Source organism: Mycobacterium talmoniae (genome assembly GCF_001854525.1).
GTDB lineage: Bacteria > Actinomycetota > Actinomycetes > Mycobacteriales > Mycobacteriaceae > Mycobacterium > Mycobacterium talmoniae.
The window spans coordinates 26,195-46,302 of the sequence record NZ_MLQM01000021.1 but is presented as its reverse complement, the minus strand read 5'-3'; the positions used below and the strand labels follow the sequence as shown (position 1 = coordinate 46,302).

The 20,108-nt window shown below is 64.9% G+C and carries 17 protein-coding genes; 14 read left to right on the top strand and 3 right to left on the bottom strand.

The features are described from left to right. Positions 1-54 precede the first annotated feature (54 nt). Genes BKN37_RS06665 through BKN37_RS06655 form a run of 3 tightly spaced genes read left to right on the top strand, consistent with a single transcriptional unit; the run spans position 55 to position 3,095 of the window. Positions 55-951, top strand: a complete 897-nt coding sequence (locus tag BKN37_RS06665; protein ID WP_071023582.1) for a hypothetical protein — start codon at positions 55-57, stop codon at positions 949-951. Between the two features lie 27 nt (positions 952-978). After that, positions 979-1,593 (top strand): hypothetical protein, encoded by a 615-nt coding sequence (locus tag BKN37_RS06660; protein ID WP_083341621.1) that lies wholly within the window; start codon positions 979-981, stop codon positions 1,591-1,593. Beyond that, entirely contained in the window at positions 1,590-3,095 is a 1,506-nt protein-coding gene (locus BKN37_RS06655; protein ID WP_071023580.1) for a pyruvate, phosphate dikinase, read from the top strand. Before BKN37_RS06660 ends, BKN37_RS06655 begins: the two co-directional genes overlap by 4 nt. Positions 3,096-3,104: 9 nt before the next feature. On the opposite strand, the gene BKN37_RS29060 is transcribed toward BKN37_RS06655, so the two are convergent. Beyond that, positions 3,105-3,404, bottom strand: coding sequence for a hypothetical protein (locus tag BKN37_RS29060; RefSeq protein WP_071023577.1), 300 nt, complete (start codon positions 3,402-3,404; stop codon positions 3,105-3,107). Between the two features lie 438 nt (positions 3,405-3,842). Between BKN37_RS29060 and BKN37_RS29755 the strand changes: the two genes are divergently transcribed. The 5 genes from BKN37_RS29755 to BKN37_RS06625 all read left to right on the top strand — a co-directional run bounded on the left by BKN37_RS29755 (position 3,843) and on the right by BKN37_RS06625 (position 9,900). Then, positions 3,843-4,370 carry a hypothetical protein gene (locus tag BKN37_RS29755; RefSeq protein WP_242657120.1) on the top strand — a complete coding sequence of 176 codons (528 nt, stop codon included), beginning with the start codon at positions 3,843-3,845 and terminating at the stop codon, positions 4,368-4,370. Positions 4,371-4,441: 71 nt separating this feature from the next. Further along, positions 4,442-6,073 (top strand): PEP-utilizing enzyme, encoded by a 1,632-nt coding sequence (locus BKN37_RS06640; protein ID WP_083341620.1) that lies wholly within the window; start codon positions 4,442-4,444, stop codon positions 6,071-6,073. A gap of 382 nt (positions 6,074-6,455) precedes the next feature. After that, positions 6,456-7,406, top strand: coding sequence for a hypothetical protein (locus BKN37_RS06635; RefSeq protein ID WP_071023575.1), 951 nt, complete (start codon positions 6,456-6,458; stop codon positions 7,404-7,406). Between the two features lie 37 nt (positions 7,407-7,443). Then, a complete protein-coding gene (locus BKN37_RS06630; protein ID WP_071023572.1) occupies positions 7,444-9,063 on the top strand; it encodes a PEP-utilizing enzyme in 1,620 nt (539 codons plus the stop codon). A 177-nt stretch (positions 9,064-9,240) separates the two neighbouring features. After that, positions 9,241-9,900 (top strand): TetR/AcrR family transcriptional regulator, encoded by a 660-nt coding sequence (locus BKN37_RS06625; RefSeq protein ID WP_131823531.1) that lies wholly within the window; start codon positions 9,241-9,243, stop codon positions 9,898-9,900. Between the two features lie 644 nt (positions 9,901-10,544). Here the strand turns inward: BKN37_RS06625 and BKN37_RS06620 are convergent. Continuing rightward, on the bottom strand, positions 10,545-12,161 hold the full coding sequence (locus BKN37_RS06620) for a phytoene desaturase family protein (RefSeq protein WP_071023568.1): 1,617 nt from the start codon (positions 12,159-12,161) through the stop codon (positions 10,545-10,547). A gap of 69 nt (positions 12,162-12,230) precedes the next feature. On the opposite strand from BKN37_RS06620, the gene BKN37_RS06615 reads away from it, so the two are divergent. Together BKN37_RS06615 and BKN37_RS06610 are read left to right on the top strand one after the other, a co-directional pair. Then, a complete protein-coding gene (locus BKN37_RS06615) occupies positions 12,231-12,908 on the top strand; it encodes a TetR/AcrR family transcriptional regulator (RefSeq protein WP_242657119.1) in 678 nt (225 codons plus the stop codon). Positions 12,909-13,225: 317 nt separating this feature from the next. After that, complete coding sequence (locus BKN37_RS06610) at positions 13,226-14,068, top strand: hypothetical protein (protein ID WP_423212771.1); 843 nt, start codon at positions 13,226-13,228, stop codon at positions 14,066-14,068. An 8-nt stretch (positions 14,069-14,076) separates the two neighbouring features. Here BKN37_RS06610 and BKN37_RS06605 read toward each other — a convergent pair whose 3' ends face one another. Further along, a complete protein-coding gene (locus BKN37_RS06605) occupies positions 14,077-14,712 on the bottom strand; it encodes a TetR/AcrR family transcriptional regulator (protein ID WP_071023562.1) in 636 nt (211 codons plus the stop codon). A gap of 217 nt (positions 14,713-14,929) precedes the next feature. Between BKN37_RS06605 and BKN37_RS06600 the strand changes: the two genes are divergently transcribed. The 4 genes from BKN37_RS06600 to BKN37_RS06585 all read left to right on the top strand — a co-directional run bounded on the left by BKN37_RS06600 (position 14,930) and on the right by BKN37_RS06585 (position 20,101). Further along, positions 14,930-15,976 carry a DUF7064 domain-containing protein gene (locus tag BKN37_RS06600; RefSeq protein ID WP_071023559.1) on the top strand — a complete coding sequence of 349 codons (1,047 nt, stop codon included), beginning with the start codon at positions 14,930-14,932 and terminating at the stop codon, positions 15,974-15,976. A 30-nt stretch (positions 15,977-16,006) separates the two neighbouring features. Next, complete coding sequence (locus BKN37_RS06595) at positions 16,007-17,119, top strand: phosphotransferase family protein (protein WP_071023557.1); 1,113 nt, start codon at positions 16,007-16,009, stop codon at positions 17,117-17,119. Between the two features lie 105 nt (positions 17,120-17,224). Next, complete coding sequence (locus BKN37_RS06590; RefSeq protein WP_071023555.1) at positions 17,225-18,832, top strand: phytoene desaturase family protein; 1,608 nt, start codon at positions 17,225-17,227, stop codon at positions 18,830-18,832. 159 nt (positions 18,833-18,991) lie between these two features. After that, positions 18,992-20,101: a phosphotransferase family protein gene (locus BKN37_RS06585; RefSeq protein ID WP_071023553.1), complete on the top strand. Its 1,110-nt coding sequence runs from the start codon at positions 18,992-18,994 to the stop codon at positions 20,099-20,101. The last annotated feature ends 7 nt before the right edge of the window (positions 20,102-20,108 follow it).

Below are 20,108 nucleotides of genomic sequence, written 5' to 3'. Positions count from 1 at the left end.
TGATGGAGTCGATACGCCGCTTGGGCGATGCCGAGAAAACTGGAAGGACCGTCGATGTCTGTGACCGCAGCTACCGATAACACCTGGGGCCCGCTGTCTGAACCGATTCACCCCGACGCCGCCGGTGCCGGTGACCCGGTTTGGAAGGACAACGCCTACCTCGCGTTCTGGGACGTCGATGCACAGGTATTCGGCACGTTGCACGTCTCGACGTCACCCAACGCGCCGAGCGCCCGCCGCGCGCGGTTCAGCATCTCCGTTGCCGGCCGTGTCGTGGAGGTCGTCGAGTCACTCGGCAACGGTTCGTTCGACAGCAACAGCATCCACTTCGGTCTGGACGGCCAGGCTCGCATCGACAACCCGAGCGTGCGCGCCGAGCTTATCAACGCCCCGCTGTTTGTCCCCGCTGACTATGCCACCACCGACCTGATCCCGCCGCTGGTGCCCGGTAAGCCGCTGCAACACTTTCAGCAGGCGTGCACCGTCGTCGGCAGCGTAACCATCGGTGACGCGACGGTGGCGATCAACGGATACGGTATGCGTGACCGCACCTGGGGTTTCCGTGATGAGTCTGCACAGTGGGTCGAATACGCCGGGCTCATCGTTGCCGACGACACGTCGTTCATCACCGCCATTAAGTTCGTCGGTACTGACGGCGCCCTCGCGATAGATGGTTTCGCCATCGACGGTGAGCATTCGGCCTCTATCACCGGTGCGACTTTCGCGCGTAATGCTGCCGCACAGTACCTGCGGGCCCGGCTGGAGCTCTCCGACGGCACCACACGAACGGTGTCGTTGCAAGACCGCCAGGCAGGATTCTGGGTGCCCATGGGCCCGGCCGAAACCGAAGGCCCGGCGTTTGGGACCTATGACGACTTCATGACGCTGGAGAGCGATGGCCGCACCGTCGGTGGCCTCTTCGAGCAGGGCATCATCCACCGGGCTGCCTAGCCACGCCCCCGAACACAAGGGTTCATCATGATGAACGATCTTCAGGTTCTGCAGGCGGCGCGGCTCAAGGGGCGCGCTACCGACGCCGATCTCACCGCCGCAGCGGGGATCTCCGACAGCGATGTGGCGACGTTGCTGCAGTCGCTGATCGACGCAGGCGAACTGGACCGTGCGGGTTCACGTCTCAAGCTCACCGCCGTCGGTCGCGCCCGACTCGAGACGCTGCTGGCCAGTGAGCGCGCCGAGCTCGACCCTGAGGTGCTCCAGGAGCATTACCAGGAATTCGACGTGATCAACGCGGAATTCAAGCAGTTGGTCACCGACTGGCAGCTCATCGACGGTGTGCGCCCCAACGACCACAGCGACGCCGACTATGACGCGGACATCGTTAAAAGGCTCGTCGACCTGCATGAACGCTTCGCGCCACTATTGGGCCGGCTTGTGCAGCTGGTGCCTCGGCTCAGCCCATACCCAGCCCGGTTCGGCTCGGCGCTGGAGAAGTTGGCGGCCGGAGAACGCAAGTGGTTCGCGCTGCCGCTCATCGACAGCTACCACACGGTCTGGTTCGAACTGCATGAGGAGCTGATCGGTGTTGCGGGCCTAACCCGTGCCGACGAAGCCGCGGCCGGGCGGGCCGAATGACATCCGAGGCGCTCGATCCCGCACCGCTCCTCACCCTGGACGGCAGCACCCCGGCGGGCCGGGAGCTGCTCGGCGGCAAGGCCTGGAGTATCCATCGGATGATGGCCCTGGGAATCCCGGTACCGCCGGCCTTTGTCATCACGACCGAGGTCTGCAGGCGCTATTACGCCGCGGACGAGACGCTGCCGGAAGATGTCTGGCAGCGCGTGCCGGACGCGATCGCAGAACTGGAGAGTGCAACGGGGCGGCGGTTCGGTGGATCGGCCAGCCCCCTGCTGGTGTCGGTTCGCTCGGGTGCCGCGACGAGCATGCCCGGAATGATGGACACCATCTTGAACCTCGGTGTGACCGCCGATGTCGAACGGGCCATCGCCGAGGAGAGCGGTGACGCTGCATACGCAGCCGATACCCGTCGCCGCTTCCTCGAACAGTTCGAGAAGGTCGTCGGATGTCCGGCGCCGTCCGATCCCTGGGAGCAGCTGCGACTCGCGGTGGTCGCCGTACTCGAGTCGTGGAACTCCAAGCGCGCCAAGAGTTATCGGGCAAGACGGGGGCTCTCGCACGATGGCGGTACCGCGGTCACGGTGCAGGCGATGGTGTTCGGAAACCTCGATGATCGCTCAGGTACCGGCGTATTGTTCTCCCGTGATCCGCTCACCGGGGCGGCGGAGGCCTACGGTGAATGGCTGCCTCGTGGTCAGGGTGAGGATGTCGTCTCGGGGCGTGCCGACGCACTGCCGCTGGATCGTCTGGCCGCGACGATGCCGGAGGTCCACGCCGAGCTGATGGAGGCTACCGCACGCCTCGAGTCAGACAGCAGAGACGTGCAGGACATCGAATTCACCGTCGAGAGCGGCACTTTGTGGCTGCTGCAGGCGCGGGACGCCAAACGGTCGCCCCAGGCTGCCGTTCGGCATGCCGTGCTACTGCAGCGCGAGGGCATCATCACAACCGTCGAGGCGCTCGACCGTGTGAACCCCGATCACGTCCGCGCTCTGCTTGCACCGCATCTCGACCCGACCGCCGTTCGTAGCGCCACGCCGATCGCCGCCGGCAAACCGGCCTGCCCAGGCGTTGCCACCGGAGTCGTGGTGACCAATGCCGATGAGGCCGAGGAACGCGCCGACGGGGGCGAGGCGGTCATCCTGGCGCGTCCCACCACTGATCCCGACGACGTCGCGGCGATGTCGGTCGCAGCGGCGGTCCTGACCGAGTTGGGTGGCTCGACGTCGCATGCCGCCGTCGTCTGTCGTGAGATGGCGGTGCCCTGTGTGGTCGGCTGTGGCACCGGGAACCTCATGGCGCTCGCCGGTCGGACCGTCACCGTCGACGCGACCGCCGGAACGATCTTCCCGGGGGAGGTGCGGGTCCTGGCAGCCACCGTAGCGGACGACCTCGATCTTGCGTTGCTCACCGCATGGGCACGTGAAGAGCAGGGGCCCGCCGCCCAGGGCTCGCTTCCTGAGCTGCTGCAGCGCCGCAACGAGGCAGCGCGCCGATGAGCCGGTGCGTCAGCGAGTCTCGGCGCCCCGGCTGCGTTTGAGGCGCTGGTAGTTGTCCCACCAGACCTCCTGGTAGGTGCAGTGTGTCACCCGGCCGTGCTCGTCCTCCCAGCGGAAGACGCTGTCGGCAAACCCGATGTTCGGCCAGGAGTGCATTGGGGACACGGCCAGTGCGCGGCCCTCGAAACGTGAACGGGCACCGGAGGAATCGACGATCTCAAGCTGCTGCCGGCTGGCAGTCCCGAGGACCGGGTGGCGTTCAATGACCCGGCGGCGGACCTCGGTGATCCGACAAACCGTACCTTTCAATAATCTAACGTGGGTTATATTCTTGTCGACATGAGGCTGCGCGGAACTCTGCAGGCGTTACGCGGGTTCGACGCATGACGGCGGGCACCGGGTCCGTGTGGCGGGTCCGAACGGGCGACAACCCGTTTGATGTCGACCCGGCCGTGGACCTGTTGTGTGCGGTCCCCGAGGGTATTCCCGGCTGGAGTGAGACGATGTTTTTCCACGTCTGGTCGCCAGCGGAGAACGTCGGCATCTTCATTCACATTAGGACGGTGGCTCGGCGATCTCGACCTCTGGTGGGCGCAGGTGATTGCGCTGTTGCCCGACGGTGTATTACTCGTGAATCGGTCGTGGGGTCGGGCGGGCGATGAGCGTGGACCGGCGACCGGGAATCTTCGCGTCGCATGTCTGGAACCGCTGCGGCGCTGGCGGCTCACCTTCGACGGTGCCGGAGCGATGACCGATCTGGGTTCGATGGCGGTGGCGCCGGTGGGCGCGGGGACGGCGCGGGATTTCGGCTTCGAGGTCGAACTCGAGGCGGCAGCCCCGGTTTGGGATCTACACGCGGCGCTCGGCATTGACGGTCTGAACTGGGTCAACGGTTTGGTCAACTGGCGGCTGGACGGTCGGGTCGACCATCGCACCTACGCGTTTCAGGAGGCGGGACGGTGCGAGACCGGCGGGGACGTACGGGTGACAGGGCTGGAGAGCTACGTCAGCCATGAGCCGCGGCAGCTTCAGATCACGCTCGGCCGAGCCGCCGGATCGGTGCACACGATGGATGCCGAGTGGTTGCACGGCTATACACTCACCTTGCTCGAGCCCAACGAAAACATCAACGGCGTCGATATTTCCGTTCAGCAGGGCCCGCTGATCATCACTCAGGGTACGGTCCGGGTGGTGGCGTCAGACGGTGAGGTCGGCTACGGCGTCATCGAGCGGGACTACCGCCCCTCGATGCTGCCCTCGCCGGAAGAACGTTGAGATGACCGGGGTGGCGACGACCGTATCCCCAGGTGTGTACCACCGAATGAGAAGAGATGGGGTAGCGGCACATGCTTGACGACCTCGAGATGAGTCCGGCTGCACGCGAGAAAAACCCGATCCACGCGGGCATGTGCGATCCGTCGGTGGGATGGTCCACCACGAATGCCAGCGAGGCGCTGCCCGGGGTGGTGACCCCGCTGACCTGGTCGATTTTCGGCGACGGCGTCGAGCGGTCCATGCGCGGTGCCTTCGCCGACATGGGGGTCCTGCGAGAGTCCGAATGTGTGCCGCCTGCACGTACCGAGCAGCGGTTGTGGGATCTGTGGTACGGCCGTGCGGCGGGGAACCTGAACACGTTTCGGTTCGTCGGCGACCGTACCCCGGGTACCAGTGGTGACGCGGTTGAGGAACAGATCTTCGGCCGAGTGCGGCCGGGCGTGACATCGAAGAAGGTCTATTCGCGCTATCCGATCGTGGCGGTCAAGATGCCCTACAGCGCATTGCGCTGTCAGGCACGGCTCCGCGAGGCCACCGCCACCATCTACCCGTGGTGGCAGCGCTCGGTCGGCGGTGGCCGACCGACCGAGCTTGCCCAGGCCCAAGCCTTGTTGCGTGAGGCGGTCCAGAACTTCGAGCGGGTCATGCGGCCGCACACCCTGGCAGCGATGCTATGCCAAGCGCTCTATGACCAGGTCCGTGCCGCCGCGGAGCGGGCGCACCGCCCCGGGCTGGAGATTTCCCTGGTTACCGGATATGGCGATATGGCGGAAACTGTCGTGGTGGGCGATCTCTGGGCGGTATCACGAAACCGCCTGTCGGTCGAGGAATTCGTAACGCGACACGGGTTTCACGGCCCCAACGAGGGCGAGCTCTCCGCGCGCGTGTGGCGGCTTGACCAGGCGCCGCTGGAACGTCTCGTGGCCGCCTACCGCGAGATGCCCGACGAACGCGATCCACACCGCGTCGTCGCCGAGCGTGGCGACGAGCGCCGTCGGGCCGAGGCCGAGCTGATGCGTGCCTTGCCGTCGTGGCAACGTCCCCCGACACGGGTCCTGTTGGACATCGCAGCCAACCTCATCCCGCTGCGGGGGATCGGTAAAGCGTCGTTTCTGCAGTGCCTCGACGTTGCGCGCGTTGCCGCGCGCGTCTGCGGCGAGGTGCTGACGCGGTCGGGTGCCTTTGCCGTTCCCGAGGACGCATTCTGGCTCACGGTCGATGAACTCACCGGGGCGCCGGCACCGGACGTGGACGCCCTGATCGCAACCCGGCGTGCAGTGACCGACGAATACCGCAGGGTGGGCGTACCCGAGGTGTGGCAGGGCACACCCCGGCCGTTCGTCCTGGCCGCAACGGCCGATCGGATCGACGGCGAGATCAGCGGTGCGGCAGTGTCTCCCGGAGTCGTGGAAGGCACTGCGCGACTCATCCTCGATCCCGAGGCCGACGAGGAGCTCAAGCCGGGTGAGATCTTGGTGTGTCGGACCACGGACCCAAGTTGGGCGTCGCTGATGATGGTGGCCTCGGCGCTGGTGATCGACATCGGCGGAGCGATCTCGCACGGTGCGATTGTTGCCCGCGAGCTCGGAATCCCCTGCGTGATCGGTACGCGCACCGGTACCCAGATCCTGCGCACGGGGGACCGAATCCGCGTCGACGGCGAGCGTGGTGCGGTGGAAATCCTCGCGCCAGCCGCACCCTGAAGGGTGTTGGGGTTTTCCCGAAAATGTGGATACGGTTGGCATCGGCTGCAATCAGCTCCGCGTTCCCTGGCCAGGTTTGCCGGTAGCGGCATTCGCGCTTGAATATTGACTTAGCTCCCCAGCGAATCATGTCCGTCACGTTCGCGGCGCGCCTTCCACCGAATGTGAGAACGCCTGTTAAGTGTTCGTTCGTCACACCCTTCGGACGGCGAGGGAAGTGCGATTGGAAGCGGGCGTCGCGGTTCTCGGTGCGGAAGATCCGACACAACGGTGGTCGTGTATAGCCATTGGAGGTATACTAGTAGACATGCCGAGTCAAAGGCCTGCCTCGACGGAGGCTCAGGTGTCCGGCGACGAGGAAGACCGATTACGGAGTTGACCCATGCCCAAGAAGTCCGAGTGCGGGCTCGAAGCGCCCCACGACCCGCCAGCCGACGTGCCGCTGTGGAGCGAGAACTTCGCCTGGTTGTGCCACGACGCGGAAACGGGAGCGGGAATTCTGCTGCACCTTGGGCGGATGCCGCACCGTCAGTCGCTATGGCGCAGCACCGTCGTCGCGTACCTTCCGGATGGCCAGCTCGTGGTGTCGAAAGCGGTCACGCCCAGCCCGGGCAGTGCGTTGGGTACCGGTAACCTCACCCTGACCTGCCGCGAGCCGATGCGCGAGTGGTCACTGCGATTTGTCGGGGTTGGCCGGCCGACCAGCCGGACAGCGCTAGGGCAGGGGCGGCTCGTGGACGCCGAAGTTGTGCCGCTCGAGATCGATTTGACGTTTACTGGGCTGACGCCGGTGTGGGACCTCGGCGCGATGGAGAGCCTCGGTGACACCCATTACGAACAACACGGGCGGTTCACTGGCACCATCACGGCCGCAGACCGTCGGCACGGTATCGACGCCAGCGGTTATCGCGACCACACCACCGGCAAGAGAGACCTCACCGGGCTCGGCGGTCACGTCTGGACGCACGCACTGTTCCCGAGCGGCCGGGCGTTTTGCGCATTCCGCGCGTTCGCCCCGGACGGCACGGTCGTGCTCAATGACGGCATCCTCATCGAGGGCGACCAGCTCACACCGGTCAGCCCTGTCGACGTCCCTGTTCTCACCGATCCGCTCGGCGGGCCGGAATCAGGCGCGATCACCCTGGAGGGGCACAATCCGATCACCGCGACCGTGCTGCACAGCGTGCCGATCAGCCTCGGTGAGCCGAACGACTTCTACCTCGGGTACGACGCCGACCTCGGGCGCAAGGTCATGGTCGATTGCCCCGCGCGATTCGAGTGGAACGGTGAGACGACCTTCGGTTGGCTAGAACGTAGTGCCATCCTGCCGTGATGAGCACGATCGAGACCTGCACGGCGGTGGAGAACAGATGAACCCAAGTGAGAATTTCGTAGACCCCGTCGACCACACCAACTGCGACCCGGCGGTGGCGTGGACGTCTGGCAACGTAGCGGAAGCCTTCCCCGGGGTGTGTACGCCGCTGGGCTTCAGCTTCATGCACGCCCCGGTCGAGCTCGCTCTGCGCGGCGCCTTCCGCGATATCGGGGTGCTGACCGACGCCCAGCTCGTCGTCCCGGAGCTGGTCGAGGAGCAGTTCTGGTCGGTGTTCGCGGGGCGGGCCGCCGCAAACATGGACCAGTTCCGCGCGCTGGCCGATCTCACCCCGGGCACGTCGGCGACCGCGGTGGAGAACCAGCTGTTCGGCTACGTCCGCGCCGGCATCGTGGACAACAACAGCTATCGGCGGTACCCGGTGATCGCCGTGCGGGCGCCACTGCTGATCGCCAGGTTGAGCCGGGCTCACGATGCGTACTTCGCGGAGGTGCGGCAGTGGTGGCAGACCGTCGTGCGACGCGTCGCGACCGCCGGCCAGGCGGAGTGTCTGGACATGCTCGAGGTGACCCAGGAACGATTCGGCCACATGATGCGGCTGCATTTCCTGGCCACATTCGTCGGCAATGGCCTCGCCGACCGGTTGGCGGCTCTGGTCGCCCAGCATGGCGAGCTGGGGCTGGAGGCCAAGCTGCTCTCCGGGGTGGGGTCCGAGGAGGCCGACGTCGCGGAGGATCTCTGGGAGCTGGCACACGGCGGACTCGACCTGCAGGTTTTTGTGGACCGGCACGGCTACCACGGCCCGCAGGAGGGCCAGATCGACAGTGTTTCGTGGCGTGAGAGCCCCCAGCTGCTGGCGTCCCGTCTTGCCGAGTACCGCGCCATGGGACGCGATAGCGCCCGAGCACCCCAGCAGCGTGCTCGTCAGCGGCGGCAGGAACGGGAGGCCGCCGAACGGTTGGTCAGGGAACGTCTGCGGTGGACATCCCGGGTCCAGCTGCGACCGCTGGTCAAGGCGGCGAGCCGGTTCCTCGCGCTGCGCGAGCAGGGCAAGGCCGGCTACCTGATGATGTTCGACGCTGCCCGGGCGTGCGCCAGACGCCTCGGCGACCTGAAACAGGCCGACGGGCTGCTGGACCGCGCCGACGACGTCTTTTTCGTGACCTACTCTGAGCTGAAAGCGGGGCCGCCGCCCGCTGGCCGGGCGCACATTTCGGAGCGCCGGGCCCGGCACGAGCTGCGCCAGAATCAGCGACTGCCCGAGTCCTGGGTCGGGGTGCCAGAGCCGATCCCGCTGGGCGGCCCCACCGGCAGCGGCGCCGAGGCCGGAACGGTGATCACCGGTGTCGGGGCCTGCAACGGAGTTGTCGAGGGGCGCGCCCGCGTGATCACCGACCCGGACGAGATCGACCTGGACGAGGGCGACATCCTGGTTTGCGAGGCCACCGACCCTAGCTGGATCTCGTTGTTCATGGTCGCCTCCGGTGTGGTTACCGACCTCGGCGGAATGCTCAGCCACGGCGCCATCGTGGCCAGGGAGATGGGAATCCCGGCCGTGGTGGGTACCCGGACCGGGAGCCGGACCATCGCTGATGGCCAGCGCGTGCGGCTGGACGGGGACAACGGCACCGTCGAAGTCCTGGGCGGAGTGGAGTGACGGCCTGTGGGGACCGAGGGGCTTCGTAGACTGCCGCACTGTGATCCAGAATCGCGCATTGTCGATGAAGCCCCCATCGCAGCTTGACCCCGGACACCTCACGCTGGTCCGCTGTGCGCTCTGGAACGGTCCCGAGTTCGGTGCCGAGTGCGTCGGGGCAGCAGGAGGCACGACTTCGTGAGCGCCCCGTATCGTCCGAGCGGCATAGCAGCGGGGCTGTCCCCCGATCAGGTGGTCGAGGCGGCGCTCGAGCACATCGAACGTCACGGGTACGAAACCCTCACGATGCGCAAGCTCGCTACTGAGCTGCACGTCTCGCCCATGACGATCTACCGCCATGTGGCGGATAAACGCGCACTATTGAGTCAAGTCGCCGACCATTACTTCGATGAGCTCCGTGTCCCGTCCGTCATGGCCGATTGGCAAGACTATTTGGGCGAATGGTTCGACGCGCTGCACACCTTGATGCTCCGCCGTCCGGTGCTGGCCCACGTCATGGCTGAGCAGCCACTCGACGGGCCCGTGGCCTGGAAAGCCGCCGACCACGTCATCGGGGTTCTCGCCGATAACAGGTTCACGCCGGCAGAAGCCGGGGAACTGTTCACCGCGCTGCTCAGCTACACAATCGGGTTCACCCAGCTGCGTCGCGGACGGTCGGCTGACGACTCTTCGATCCAAGCGGCTGATCGCGATCAATTGCGCGCTGAGTTTCCGCATCTGGCCGAAGCAGTTGAGAGCTACGGCAGATGGCTGTCCAGGCCGTCGTTCGCCCACGGGGTGCGATTGTTGATCGAGGCCTGGACGGCCGAGCGAGGCGCGTCACCGTCGATCCCGTAGTTCTTTGCGGATGGGTTGCCGAATCTCGCACCGTTTCAAGGGATCGAAGCCCGGCTGACCGGCCCTTCCGGGAGCAATGATCAGAACCTGTGGATGGGTCTCGGCGAGTGGTGTAGGAAAGGGCGGTTTCTCACACTTGGCGACGAAGCTAATCACATTGACTTCGTTATGATCTCGATTTCCAGTCCAGACAAACGTCAACCGCCCGTAGTCGACACCCGCCCGAGCCTGGACCCGTAGAATACCTGCATCGGCAAGTCTCGGCCTCCCTGCAATTCTTCAAAGTCAGGATGCCCAGCGCCCTGGTCTCCAACGAAGGGGAAACTGATGCTTGGAATCGCCCGCTTGTCGACGCCGAAAATCACGCATGACTACGTCACCGGACTGATCCGCCGTCAAGCTACTCATGCGATAACCCACCGATCTTCCAACAGGCCAATCCAGCAGAACTCGGCATCCCACATTGAACAAAGAGCAACAAATGCCGGGTCACAGCGGTTCGGTGCCAGCGTTCTCCCAGCACGATTCATCAGTCGAAATCCTCACGCCCCCACCGAGATCAGGCTCAGGGGCGTTACCGGGCCACCGTCCCGCTATCCCAGATGGCTCCTCGTATAGGGGTCCTCCGGTCGTCTACGTCCGCCTCAGTGGCCTTTGGCCAGGTCGCGCAGCACGGTTTGAGCGGCGAGTTTTCCGGGCAGCGCGCAGACCCCTCCGACTGGATGAGTGCCTGCGCCGCTCAGGTATAGGCCGTCGACGGGAATGCGGTAACCGCCAAGCCCCGGTGCAGGCTTGAGAGGCCCGAAGCGGGTGATCAGCGGATCGACGTGGTAGACGTTGCCCGCCGGGGCGTTGAAGCGCTTCTCGATGTCGGGTCCGCCGAGCACGGCGCGGTCGACCTCCAGGCTATCGAGCCCCTCATAGTACTGAGCCGTGTCACGCAGGACGGCGTCACCGACCTTGTCCCGCACGTCCTCCCACGGGACCTCTGGAGTCACCGGGATCACGCCGGACCACAGCCAAAGGTTGCTGGAACCGGCTGGCGCCTGGGTGGGGTCGACCGCGGAGGGAATGATGGCGCAACTGACCGGTACCGGGTCGGGCCATTGGCCACGCACGACTGCGTTCCAGGCGGCGTCTTGTTCCTCCAGGGTGTGCCAGGCGATCAAGTACTTGCGCAGGTCCAGGCCGTCGTTGCGCCACGCTTCGTGGCGGCGCATCGAAACCTCGCCGTTGAGAGCAACATTGATCTTCAGCGACGTGGCGTGGGTCTTGCGGATCGGGATGTCCCTGGCTCGCGCAGACATCTTGAAGTCGAGCACCCCTTCGGGGAGCAGCTCGTTGAGTGTCACCACCGGATTGCAGGTGGTGAGCACACCCTTGCGTGCCCGGATCGTCTGGCCGGAATCGAGGAGTACCCCGGTAACTCGATTGCCGGACATGACGAGTTCGCTCACCCGGCTGTTGGTGTGGACCGTGCCGCCCAGCGCGGTCAGGCAGCGATGCAATGCGGCGGGGAGCGCTCCGGTGCCACCGATCGGCATGGCATTGGAGACCCGTTGCACCACACCGAGGTAGATCATCGCCCATGCGGTCATGTCGAGGCGCATCTGGGAGAACGCCGCCATCGCAGCCAGCGCGCCCTTGGGCAGTTCTGACTCGAAGGTCTCCTCGAGGAACTCGGTGTGGGACGCGGTGGCGAAGTGCCGCAGCGACCACAGCTGCTTGGGGTGTCGGGCTGCCCGAGCCACGGCACGACCCATCTCCTTATTCCACGGCCGCAATGGATGGGACTTCATGTAGGCGACCACCAGGTCCATCGCGGGGTCGAGCGCGTTGGCCAGGTCGAGCCAGGCCCGAGCGTCCTTCGGGGAGAAGCGACGAAGCTCATCGGCGGTGCGGCTGGCGTCCTTCCAGATCGCCAACGAGCTGCCGTCGGGTGCTAGCTGGACGTGTGCCGGGTCGACCGAGATTTGGCGCAGGCCGTATTTGTGCAACTCCAGTTCCTCGGCGACACCGGAGAGTCGGAAGATGCCCGTGAGTTGGATTGCACCTTCGTTGAAGAAATGACCCGGAGCGCTGGGCAGTGTGGCGTTGGTTGATGTCATCCCACCGACGGTGGGGGATGCCTCCACAACGGTTACCTGGTGTCCCTCGCGTGCCAGGTAACAACCCGCCGTCAGACCGTTGTGGCCTGCTCCGACGATTACGAAGTCAGTCTCGCGGGGGAGGGGCGTGACTGCCGGTGTCTCAGTCTCCATGGGTCGATCATGGCGAAACTCGATTCATAAATCAAGAATAATTTTTGCTTCAGATGCGATACTTCGATCATGAACGCACCAGCCGGACCGATGGGCCGCCGTGCCCGCCGCAAAGCCGAGGCCAAACGTCGGTTGCTGTCGGCGGCTCGGCAGGCGATCGCCCAATCCGGCATCGTGGGGGTGCGGATCAGCGACGTGACCGCGCTCGCCGATCTGGGCTTTGGCACCTTCTATAGCTATTTCGAGTCCAAGGAAGCCCTCGTCGATGCGGTTGCCGAGGAGGTACTTTCCGGGCTGGGAGCCACGATCGGCGGCGCGGCGTTGGAGTTCGAGGACCCCGCCGAGGCCGCCTCGGCGTCGTATCGCAGATTCCTCCGGTTCGGTCGCGACCAACCGGAGTTCGCCAAGATCATCGTCGAACTCGACCGCGCCAACGACATGTTCGAAGATGTCGTCAGGCCGTGGGCGCGCGAGACCCTCGAACGCGGCCAGCGGCTGGGGCGTTTCGATATCCCGAACGTCGAACTGTGCTTGACCTCCGTCGCGGCCTCAGCCCTCGCGGTGATCAGCGGGATCCTCAGCGGCCACATCGCGGCGGGGCCCGATACGGAATCGAGCGGAGCCGAGATGATGTTGCGGGCGTTCGGTGTCGACCGGGCCGCTGCCCACCGAATCGCATACCGGGAACTGCCGGCTCTGGGGTCGATGGGCTCCGACGGACCGGCCGGTGAGCCAAGCGGCAACTGACCTGCGCGCGAGTGGTCTGTCCGCGGTGTCGACTCGGCGACTTGCCGGCGTTCCGCGCGCTGCGCGACGTGTGTCGAAGCCTCAGATCCCGCGCGAAGCCCGGCGAGATCCATCGTGGATGAATAAAGATTCAATATTGATGTTTTGCTCATGCCGCTGTACCGTCAGTGCGCAGCCAGGCCGAGAGCCATCGGCCATGAGGTGCCTACCGCCGTCGAGGGGGCGCGCGGAATCAACGTCGGATGTGAGGATCGACCGTGACATCTTCGGTGAGCGTGCTGGCCGCAACGCCAATTCCCGAACACCCGGGGACCCCGATGCCGTTCTGGCCGGAGATCCTCTTCACGGTGTTCCTGGGCATACCCGTGGTTTTCGGTGTTTTCTTCGCGATCCGGCACCTCATCATCGGGCGGGGGCCGTTGCTGGCCTACTGCATCATTGGCGGCGGGATCGCATGCCTGTTCGAACCGATTGTCGATCTCTTGGGCATGGCCTACATGCGTGAGCATGCAACACTGACGACGTTCTCCTCGATGGGCCGAGACTTCCCGCTCTTCATTAACTTCGTCTACATCTGGTACGTCGGCGGGTTGGCGTATCTCGCATATCGCATCTACTCCACCGGGGTCACTCGAAAAGGTCTGTTCGCGCTCTACGTGATCGACGTGTTCATCAATATCTGGCTGGAGAGTCCCGGTGTGTTGATGGGTGCCTACGAGTATTACGGGCATCAGCCGCTGAACTTCTGGGGACTGCCGCTGTGGTGGGTGTGCGTCAATCCGGTCATGCCGATGACAGCGGGCGCGTTGATCTACCGGCTGGCTCCGCACCTGCACGGGTGGAGGTTGGCCCTGATCATTGCATTCATCCCGATGGCGGACGGTATCGCCAACGGTGCGACTGCATGGCCGATGTGGACGTCGCTGAACCTCGATGCCCCGGTGGGGGTCGCATACCTGGCATGGCTGGTCACTCTCGGATTGGCACTGACCTCGGTGTGGATCCTGTCGTTCGCGGTGAGTCGCCCCGATGATGAGGTATTCATCAAATCGAAGGTCGGCTTGCTCAAGGCCGCGATTTTCGGGACCCCTGGCGAGACCGTCTCGGATGCGTCGGCCGGTCAGCACGCCGACGGCATAGCGGTGCCGGCCGCCGGTTGACGGCGCGGTTAGGTGGCTGCTGACCCCGCGGTCCTCGTCACGATCGCGGAGGCCTCGTCGGGGCGCACCCCGAGGGACGCGAGCACATAGCAGGCGAACGCCTCCGCGGCTTCGGGTTGGTGGCGTCCATCGAGGATCTCGCGAATCAGCGCGAACGCACCGCCGATCACCGCCGTCAACAGGACCTCGACATCGGGGACGCTGAATCGGCCGGTGGCGATCCCGCGTTCTACGGCCATCCGGGCATACGGGTGTACGGCCTGCCCGAACAACGCTTCGGAGTGCGCGATATTGACGATCAGTCGAGCGAGATCCGGCTCCCGGCGGGCCAATCCGATGACGCGCACATTAGCCATCGCCACGATCTCGGCGGGATCGGTATCGTCACTGGTCTCGGTGATGGTCGCCGACGCCAGATCGGAGAGAGTCTCGGTGATGATGGCCTCGACCAGCTCGTCCTTGGACGGAAAGTAGTTGTAGAACGATCCGAGTGCGACGTCGGCGAGTTCGGTGATTTCCTGCACGCGCAGGCCGGAGACACCCTTGGCCGCAATCAGGGTGCGTCCCGCGTCGAGCAGTTGGCGCCGGGTCCGCAGTTGCTGGCGCTGGGTGCGCGTCACGGTGTCCTGTTTCTTGGGGGCCATAGCGGTAATTATCGTAGATGAACCGATGTTCAGTATTGATACGTTGCTCACGTTCGGCTACGCTTAATGGCGGTTAGATTTGTGATCCGGCTGACAAATCCGGTCTGGGGCTCACCGCAGACTATCTCCCCCACGGCTCTTCAGGGCCGTCTGGTGGAGCCTGCGGGAGCGGTCGGACCGCCGCGCCCGTCGATGTGACGTTGAGAGGATTTGCGATATGGCATTTCGTACGCACCCAGGTGACACCGATATGGTGCTGCCTCTGCCGAAACCTGGTGAGCGTTGGGATCCGCACCTGATCCACACGCACTATTTCGGCTTCTCCGTGCCCGAGGCGGCCATCGGGGCATTCCTCTACGTGCGCTACCAGCCGGCGTATCCGCTCTCTCAGGGTGGGGTGTGCATCTTCCAGGGCACCGACAATGTCGAGTACGCCGATATGGCGTTCATCGACTACGAACTCACCATGCCCTGGCCGACCGTCGAGGGCAACACGATTACGACCGACAACGGGCTATCGATCGAGTTCCTCGAGCCTGGACGTACGGCACGTCTGCGCTATGCGGCCGGTGACGGACGGATGTCGTTTGACCTGCTGGCCGACGCGGTGACCCCGTTGTTTGCCCGTGGCCACGTCATGCCGGGTGAGGAAGCTCACCACGATGCATCCCGGGAGTCCGGCGGCACCGAGCAATTCATGCATGTCACCGGACAATTGCTGCTCGACGGGACGAACTACGACGTCGACTGCTATGCACCGCGCGACCGATCGTGGCGCCAGGTGCGCGTGGAGAAACGCGGCGCGGTGCCGGTGCCGCCGGTCGGATGGTCGCCGATGTACTTCGGCGAGGACCTGATCTTCAACCAGATCAGCTTCGAACCGCTCGACACCGACCCCGCCTGGGCGGGCCTCTACGAGGTCGGCGACAGGCCCTCGCACCACTTCGCCTGGGTCCAACGCGGGCAGGAATCACGCGAAGTCGTGTCGGTGCGACGCAACGTCCTCGAATACCACTCACGTATCCACATGGCGACCCGCCAGGAGATCACGGCCGAGGACGACCACGGCGACACGTATCGGTTCCGTGGCGAAGCGATCGCTGCGGCGTCGCTACCGGCTTGGCCCAACGCATCTTTCCACGACAGCCTCTACCGCTGGGAAGACGAGCAAGGTCGCGTCGCGCACGCCACCTATCAGGAGATCTGGTTCGACGACTACCAACGGGCCATGGTGCGCCGCAGTGCGCAGACCGCCCGAACGTAACCGGCAGCCCGCAACCCACGGAGGACCCCTATGGCACTGCAGAATTCGATCGATACCGACGCCGCCGCAGAACGGCTGGCCACATGGTTGACCACGCAATGGCCGGGTGTGCAGAACATGAAGGTGCAGGACCTGACCGTCCCCGCCTCGGCGGGCCTGTCTAATGAGACGGTGCTGTTCAACGCCGCATGGCAGCGCGACGGTCAGTCAGATTCCAGGGCGATGGTCGCCCGGGTGCAGCCCACCAGCGAGGGTGTGTTCCCGACCTACGACCTCAAAAAGGAGGCGAAGGTCCTCGGCGTACTCGGCGCCAACGGGGCCGTGCCGGTGCCGGAGATCTACTCCTACGCCGAGGACCGCTCGGTATTCGGCGCACCGTTCATGGTGATGGAGCGCGTTGACGGACGGATCCCCTCCGATGACCCGCCGTTCACCGCCGGCGGATGGGTGCTCGATCTTGAGGCGTCGCAACGAACCAAAATGTGGCAGAGCACCATTGAGGTGCTCGCCAGCATCCACGGCACCGACTGGAAGGGCCTAGGCTTAGATTTCCTCGATACGCCGGATTACGGCAGCGGGCTCGACGCCCAGCTTGCGTACTGGGCTGAATTCTTCAACTGGGCCGCCGCGGGCGAACCGAACCCCACCATCGAACATGCGCTCACCTGGCTGGTCGACCACAAACCCACCGACACCGAAGACAAGGTCCTCAACTGGGGTGACGCACGAGTCGGCAACGTCATCTACGGTGAGGACCTCGCTCCGGTTGCCGTGCTGGACTGGGAGATGGTCACTCTGGCCCCCAGGGAACTCGACCTGGGCTGGTGGTTCTTCCTGGAACGCCACCACACCGAGGGCATCGGGTTACCGACGCCCACGGGCATCCCTGACCGCGCCACCACCGTCGCTCGGTACGAGGAACTGACCGGCTACCGGGTGCAAAACCTCGAATACTACGAGATATTCGCGGGAGCGAGGCTGTCCATCATTATGGTCCGCGCTGCTCACATGATGATCGCCGGCGGCCTGCTCCCGCCGGACGCGCCGATGGCGGTGAGCAACCCGGCTAGCCAGCTGCTGGCCAAGTTGCTGGGCCTGCCCGCACCCACCGGGACGACCACCTCGTTTATCGGAAATCGCTAGATTCCGTGGAGTATGCCTCGCTGGGCAGGGCAGGAAGCCTTTGCGGTCGAGAGTGATTCGCACGTGTACCTGAACCACTCTCGCCCTCAGAAATAAGGAATTCGCATGAACAGCAAGATATCCCGCGATGTCATTGTCATCGGTGCGGGCCACAATGGGTTGACGGCCGCGGCGTACTTGGCCAAGGCCGGCCGGAGGGTGACGGTGCTGGAGGCCTCGCCGGTCATCGGCGGGATGTTGGGATCGAATTCCATCATCCCCGGCGCGCCGAATCATATCCACAACGAGGGCGGTATCCAGGCGTCGCTGTTCCGGGCGTCGTCGATCACCAAGGACCTCAACCTGGACCGCTACGGGTTGGTTCAGTTACCGGCAGACCCGTATCACGTGCACCTTGAACCCGAAGGTGCATCATTGGCATTCTGGCAGGACCCGCGACGCACCGCCGAAGAGATCCGTCATTTCTCGCCCCGCGATGCCCGCGCATTCCTCAAATTCGCCACCCTGTTGGATGCGGCGATGGACATCGGGCTTCCACTGCTGCTGGGCCACCCCACCCGTCCGGCCGCGCGCGCGGTGAGCGCAGCCGTCACCCAGATCGCCAAGCACCGGCGAGAACTCGCGCCCCTCACACGGTTCTTTGTCAGCGGTCACCAGGAAATCATCGAAGAATGGTTCGATCATCCGCTTCTTCGAGCCGCTTTAGCGGCGATGCCGCCGTTCTGCTGGATGACCCAGGATGGGACCGGCTGGGCCCTGATCTACCTCGGTATCTGCCACCGCATCATGAACGCCAGATTCCAAGGCGGGTCGGTGTCCTTGCCCAGGGCGCTCGCCGCGTGTCTGAAGGACCACGGCGGTGACGTGCGACTGTCCGCTCGGGTGGAGGAACTGATCGTCACAGGCGGTGCGGTTACCGGGGTGCGGCTAAGCGATGGCGAGGAGCTCTCGGCGGGATACGTGATGGCCGCGTGCAGCCCCGTCGTGACGCTGAACAGACTGCTACCCGAGGGGACCCTGTCGGAGGATCTGGAGCGGCGCGCCTCGGTCATCCCGACAACCAACACCGGAGCAGGCAACCTCAAGGTCGATTTTGCCTTCTCGGGTCGTATCGAGATGACCAAGCACAACAGGTGGCGTAAGGATGGCCTGGACTTACGTGAACCCGTGGTGAGTTGGCACACCTACGACGAACACCTGCAGGGATGGAACGACTCGGTGGCACGACGCTGGCCCGCCAAGATTCCATTCATCTCGATCGTCCCGACAGCCATCGACCCCACACAGGCCCCGGACGGGCAGGACACGTGCTGGATCTGGTCGGGGATTGTCCCGTCGCGTCCAGACGTACCGTGGTCCGAGGTTCGCGAAGACATCGGCGAACAGGTGGTCAACGAATGCGCGCAGTACTACGACAACTTTCGGGAGGCCGAGATCGGTCGAAGGGTGTTCCTGGCGCCCGATCTTGCTGAGCGTTTCAATGTGCCCGGCGGCAACGTCTACCATGTCGATCCGTTCCTGCTGCGCTTCGGGCCGGCACGGCCGGCGATCGGATTATCCAAATATGAGACTCCGGTACCGGGCCTGTACTTGACCGGCGCGGGCACTCACCCGACGGGCGGTATCAGCGGAATTCCGGGACAACAGGCGGCCTTGCGGCTGCTTCGCAGGTCGCAAGACCCCGCAAGGCCCCGGCTCGCGCGGCGCTCATGACTCGAACGGCGCATGGCGGCGGGAACGGTCGTCTGGGCGGAGGGGCCGCGCTGGTCCTCGGCTCGGCTCCTGGCTGTCGATAGCAGCCGGGGTGCAGCTCAACGCACCAGGGATTCTTAGCGAACTGACGCTCGGATATGACGTTCAAGGAGGGTTTGGATGGCGCTGAAGAACAATTTGGACGCGGAGACGGTGGCCGCAAAAGTGGCGGGTGCATTGACCCGCCACCTCGACGGCGTATCCGACGCCCGCGTGCATGGGGTGGAATTCCCCAGCACGAACGGCATGTCGAACGAAACACTGCTCTTCGAGGCGAGCTGGACGGCAGCAGATGGGCCGCAGCGTGAGTGCCTCGTCGCTCGGGTGCAGCCGGCCGGACCCGCGGTGTTCCCCCGATATGACCTGGGGCTGGAGTTCACGGTGATGAGCGCCCTGGCACGCGGCACGGATGTGGCCGTGCCGAGGATGTTCTTCCATGAGCCGGATCCGGATGTGTTGGGGGCGCCGTTCCTGGTGATGGCCCGGGTCGAGGGCCGAGTGCCCTCGGATGACCCACCCTTCACCACCACCGGGTGGGTGCTGGATCTGACGCCGGGTGAACAGGAGGAGCTGCACCGCAACGGCTTGCGGACGATGGGGCTCATCCATGCCGTCCACCTTGACCAGGTGGGGTTGGGGCAGTTGCGTGACCATCCGGAATCTGGGGTGGATGGCCAATTATCGTTCTGGCGGGACACTTTCGGATGGGCGTCGGAAGGCCAACCCAACCCGGTGGTCGAAGCAGCGCTGGACTGGGCCGAGGGCAATCGTCCGAACGATACCGGTGCCCCCGTGCTCAACTGGGGTGACGCGCGGATCGGCAACATGCTGTTCGCCGGCGACCTGACGGTGGCTGCCGTGCTGGACTGGGAGATGGTGTCGGTGGGTCCGCGTGAACTGGACCTGGGTTGGTGGCTGTTGATGCTCCGCTACTACTCGGAAAGCCTGGGTGCGCCCCAGCTGCCAGGATTTCCGACCCGCGACGAGGTGATCGCCGAGTATGAAAACATCGCCGGTGTGCAAGTCCGAAACCTGCACTATTACGAAGTTCTCGCGGCTCTTCGGCTGTCGATCCTGATGCACCGTGCAGGGAACCTGATGATCTCCGCGGGCCAGCTTCCGCCGGATGCCCCGATGCGGTTGAGCAATCCGGCGAGTCATCTGCTGGCGCGGCTCCTGGATTTGCCGGCACCGACCGGTGAAGCGCAGAGCTTTGTGGGGAATCGATGAGCGCAGC

Bases quoted from the DNA above. Each gene is read 5' to 3' on its own strand.
- BKN37_RS06665 (WP_071023582.1), top strand. From the start codon at position 55: ATGTCTGTGACCGCAGCTACCGATAACACCTGGGGCCCGCTGTCTGAA.
- BKN37_RS06660 (WP_083341621.1), top strand. From the start codon at position 979: ATGATGAACGATCTTCAGGTTCTGCAGGCGGCGCGGCTCAAGGGGCGC.
- BKN37_RS06655 (WP_071023580.1), top strand. From the start codon at position 1,590: ATGACATCCGAGGCGCTCGATCCCGCACCGCTCCTCACCCTGGACGGC.
- BKN37_RS29755 (WP_242657120.1), top strand. From the start codon at position 3,843: ATGACCGATCTGGGTTCGATGGCGGTGGCGCCGGTGGGCGCGGGGACG.
- BKN37_RS06640 (WP_083341620.1), top strand. From the start codon at position 4,442: ATGCTTGACGACCTCGAGATGAGTCCGGCTGCACGCGAGAAAAACCCG.
- BKN37_RS06635 (WP_071023575.1), top strand. From the start codon at position 6,456: ATGCCCAAGAAGTCCGAGTGCGGGCTCGAAGCGCCCCACGACCCGCCA.
- BKN37_RS06630 (WP_071023572.1), top strand. From the start codon at position 7,444: ATGAACCCAAGTGAGAATTTCGTAGACCCCGTCGACCACACCAACTGC.
- BKN37_RS06620 (WP_071023568.1), bottom strand. From the start codon at position 12,161: ATGGAGACTGAGACACCGGCAGTCACGCCCCTCCCCCGCGAGACTGAC.
- BKN37_RS06615 (WP_242657119.1), top strand. From the start codon at position 12,231: ATGAACGCACCAGCCGGACCGATGGGCCGCCGTGCCCGCCGCAAAGCC.
- BKN37_RS06610 (WP_423212771.1), top strand. From the start codon at position 13,226: ATGCCGTTCTGGCCGGAGATCCTCTTCACGGTGTTCCTGGGCATACCC.
- BKN37_RS06605 (WP_071023562.1), bottom strand. From the start codon at position 14,712: ATGGCCCCCAAGAAACAGGACACCGTGACGCGCACCCAGCGCCAGCAA.
- BKN37_RS06600 (WP_071023559.1), top strand. From the start codon at position 14,930: ATGGCATTTCGTACGCACCCAGGTGACACCGATATGGTGCTGCCTCTG.
- BKN37_RS06595 (WP_071023557.1), top strand. From the start codon at position 16,007: ATGGCACTGCAGAATTCGATCGATACCGACGCCGCCGCAGAACGGCTG.
- BKN37_RS06590 (WP_071023555.1), top strand. From the start codon at position 17,225: ATGAACAGCAAGATATCCCGCGATGTCATTGTCATCGGTGCGGGCCAC.
- BKN37_RS06585 (WP_071023553.1), top strand. From the start codon at position 18,992: ATGGCGCTGAAGAACAATTTGGACGCGGAGACGGTGGCCGCAAAAGTG.